Annotated in this window: 2 protein-coding genes; both read left to right on the forward strand. The window is 44.6% G+C overall.

Going from position 1 to position 3,003, the window contains the following annotated elements:
* Nucleotides 1-161 precede the first annotated feature (161 nt).
* Complete coding sequence (locus AC805_RS14845; RefSeq protein ID WP_055076142.1) at nt 162-1,262, forward strand: hypothetical protein; 1,101 nt, start codon at nt 162-164, stop codon at nt 1,260-1,262.
* A 126-nt stretch (nt 1,263-1,388) separates the two neighbouring features.
* Nucleotides 1,389-2,774 carry a UDP-N-acetylmuramoyl-tripeptide--D-alanyl-D-alanine ligase gene (gene murF, locus AC805_RS14850; protein WP_055076143.1) on the forward strand — a complete coding sequence of 462 codons (1,386 nt, stop codon included), beginning with the start codon at nt 1,389-1,391 and terminating at the stop codon, nt 2,772-2,774.
* Nucleotides 2,775-3,003: the final 229 nt, after the last annotated feature.

Here is a 3,003-nt window from a genome sequence, read left to right on the forward strand (position 1 = left end):
CGGCTCCGCCGCGCCACCGATTCTGGTTTTATATTTGGTACTTCATTAAATCGCAAGTCCCTTAGCTAGTTAAATAAGTATTTTTAACTAAACCTTAACTATGTTAGAGGGAGGAAATATAATGTTACTAATTTAACAAAAATTTTTCTTTCGGAGTCTCAATGATCGGACATACTCTTGTAGATAATCTCAGAGAAGATTTCCAAAACGTTACAAGTACTTCTATCTCGACTCTCGCAAATATTTGGGCAAAGAAGTATATTCAAAATTTACAGGTCGATCAACCCAAGCAGAGTATTCAATCCAACGATCTGGGGGAAATTTTATCATCAGAGCGGCGAGCAGCTACAGCCGCAAATCTCTTACAATCCCTGCGTTTTTCTAGCGCACAAGCTTGGGCGAAGACTGAAACCCTATTGATGGGACAGTTGCAAGCTCACGGTATATCGGCAGATTTAATCGATCCTTGGCAAATTGCTACGGATTCGCGTTTTTTGTTGGATTCGGCTCTCAAGGTTTATACCGAGAATGCGAACAATCGTCTGTTGGAAATCGATTTGCCCGAAAATGGACAATATCAGCGACTCGAAACCTATACTCAGCTACCAACGGTTGGACAGCTATCGGTGGCGATCGCGCAAAATGTCGGCAAGATTCGCAAAAAATATACATCCGTCGATCCGCGCACCATTGGTTTTGTCAGTATGCAATTTCACTACAGCGGGCAGATGCTGCTGAACGCCCTTCCGCCGCTAGAGAAATTGATGGTGAACTCTTACTTCAAGGTAATTGACGATCACCTTTATATGCCATTGCAAAGATGCTACGAAGCAGCAGGAGATCTAGAATATGATGACATCGCGCTCGAGTCCGTTCGCCATTTACTCTCCCTGACCAGTGAAATTGCCCGCCAAGTCTCACAAAAGACCTTGATTATGCATTCGGACTATCAATGCTATAGCGGCGTGCTGAGTTCACCTCAAATTCGTATTTCTAGTTTGCGCGACATTGAGATGTTTCAAGTTTATCTCTGTCTTTGCGTATTAGAAAAGAGTGTATCTTCGATTCAGCAAGAGCTTTTTCCCCTTTGTATAATGCTCTATCCTCCTTTAAAGGTGAGTTGGGAATTGGTAAGGACTTTACTCAGACTCCTCTCTCAAGAAATGCATACCCATCTCGATGAGAGGCATGTCAAGGAATTTGAGCCCTATCTTACGGCTTTGAATGAAATGTTTGGTGATGATGTGCTGCCTGAAGCCTGATAATAATAAAGCTGAGCAGATTAAGTCGATAAACTTGTTAGAAAAAACGCCAAAATCGTGACTTTTCTAACAAGTTTAGACTTGATATCTTCAGTAAAGAAAAGCTAAGAACAGAAAAAATCAAGCATGACCTGTATTTGTACGATTAGCCAAGCGATCGCCATTACATCGGCAACGGTTGCCAATATTGACGAAAATACGCGAAACAATATAGAAATAAGGGGCGTTATTTCCGATAGTCGCAAACTTGAAACTGGTGAGTTGTTTGTGGCTTTAACTGGCGAAAATTTTGATGGTCATGTTTTTGTTGCCGCAGCGATCGCTAAAGGAGCCGTAGCCGCAATTGTGAATCGGGAATGGGCTAACTCAGATGCGGCAACTGGGCTACCACTCCTAGCGGTTGATGACACTCTTACCGCCTATCAGGAGCTAGCGCGTTGGTGGCGATTGCAGTTTTCACGCCCCGTCATTTCTATTACAGGTTCCGTTGGCAAAACCACCACTAAAGAAATGATTGCGAGTATGTTGGCTTGCTATGTGGCTCCCGACAAGCAAGTTCATAAAAGTCAAGCCAATCATAATAATGATATTGGCGTAGCCCAAACCCTATTAGCGATCGCCCCCGATCGGAATGATTTTGTAGTAGTAGAGATGGGAATGCGTGGTTTAGGGGAAATTGAGCGACTTGCCAAAATTACTTTGCCCACAGTTAGTGTAATTACCAATGTGGGTACGGCTCATATTGGCAGATTAGGTTCGCGAGAGGCGATCGCCCAAGCTAAATGCGAACTCCTTGCGGAAACCCCGATCGATGGCACTGCAATTCTCAATGCAAGTAATGAGCTGTTACTAGAAACAGCTACCAAGGTCTGGCAGGGCAAAACCATTACCTATGGCTTAGGTATTGGCGATGTTAATGGGGAACTCATTAATAACAAATTGCATGTTGAAGGTTTGATATGGGAATTACCCTTGCCAGGTCGCCACAATGCTTTAAATTTTCTCGCAGGCTTAGCCGTTCTCAAAGCCCTCAATCTTGATTGGGCTCCGACATTGCAAGGCATTGGCAAGCTCGATCTGCCCTTTGGCAGAGCGCAGCTATACGAGTTACCGCAGGATGTGATGATTCTCGATGAAACCTACAATGCTTCTCCTGAGGGAATGCTAGCAGCTTTGCGTCAGTTGGCTGATATGCCCGCAAAGCGTCATTGGGCGGTGTTAGGAACCATGAAAGAGTTAGGATCTATGTCTTCCCAATTGCACCGTCAAGTGGGCGAGGCGATCGGTAAATTAGGAATCGAAGGTGCCATTATTTTGATCGATGGTGAAGCAGATGCCATTCTCTCTGGAGCCAATGGTTCGTTGAAATACGCGATCGCCTGTCAGTCGTATGACGACATTACCCAAACCCTCTTACAAAAAGTCGAACGTGGCGATCGCATTCTTTTCAAAGCATCGCGATCGGTTGGGATGGATCATGTTGTCAAAGCATTTCGCGAAACTTGGCACTAGAGATAGCATGGCGGCGCTTTGCGCCGCCATGCCCTTGAAGCCCCCATATATTCACTTAACAAACCCAATAGAGAGTTGCGGCGCAAAGCGCCGCAACTCTCTATTGGGTTTGATGTCCTGACTTATAGCGCATTGCGCTCAAACCCAAACCAAGGAAATTTTTGAAAGCGTTGCTTCGCAACGCTTTCAAAAATTTCCTTGTGGTTCGTTTGATCGATAATTGCTGTAA

Source organism: Pseudanabaena sp. 'Roaring Creek', from assembly GCF_001402795.1.
Lineage (GTDB): Bacteria > Cyanobacteriota > Cyanobacteriia > Pseudanabaenales > Pseudanabaenaceae > Pseudanabaena.

Excerpts from the sequence above, each read along its gene's own strand:
- murF (WP_055076143.1), top strand. The coding sequence starts at position 1,389 with ATGACCTGTATTTGTACGATTAGCCAAGCGATCGCCATTACATCGGCA.
- AC805_RS14845 (WP_055076142.1), top strand. The coding sequence starts at position 162 with ATGATCGGACATACTCTTGTAGATAATCTCAGAGAAGATTTCCAAAAC.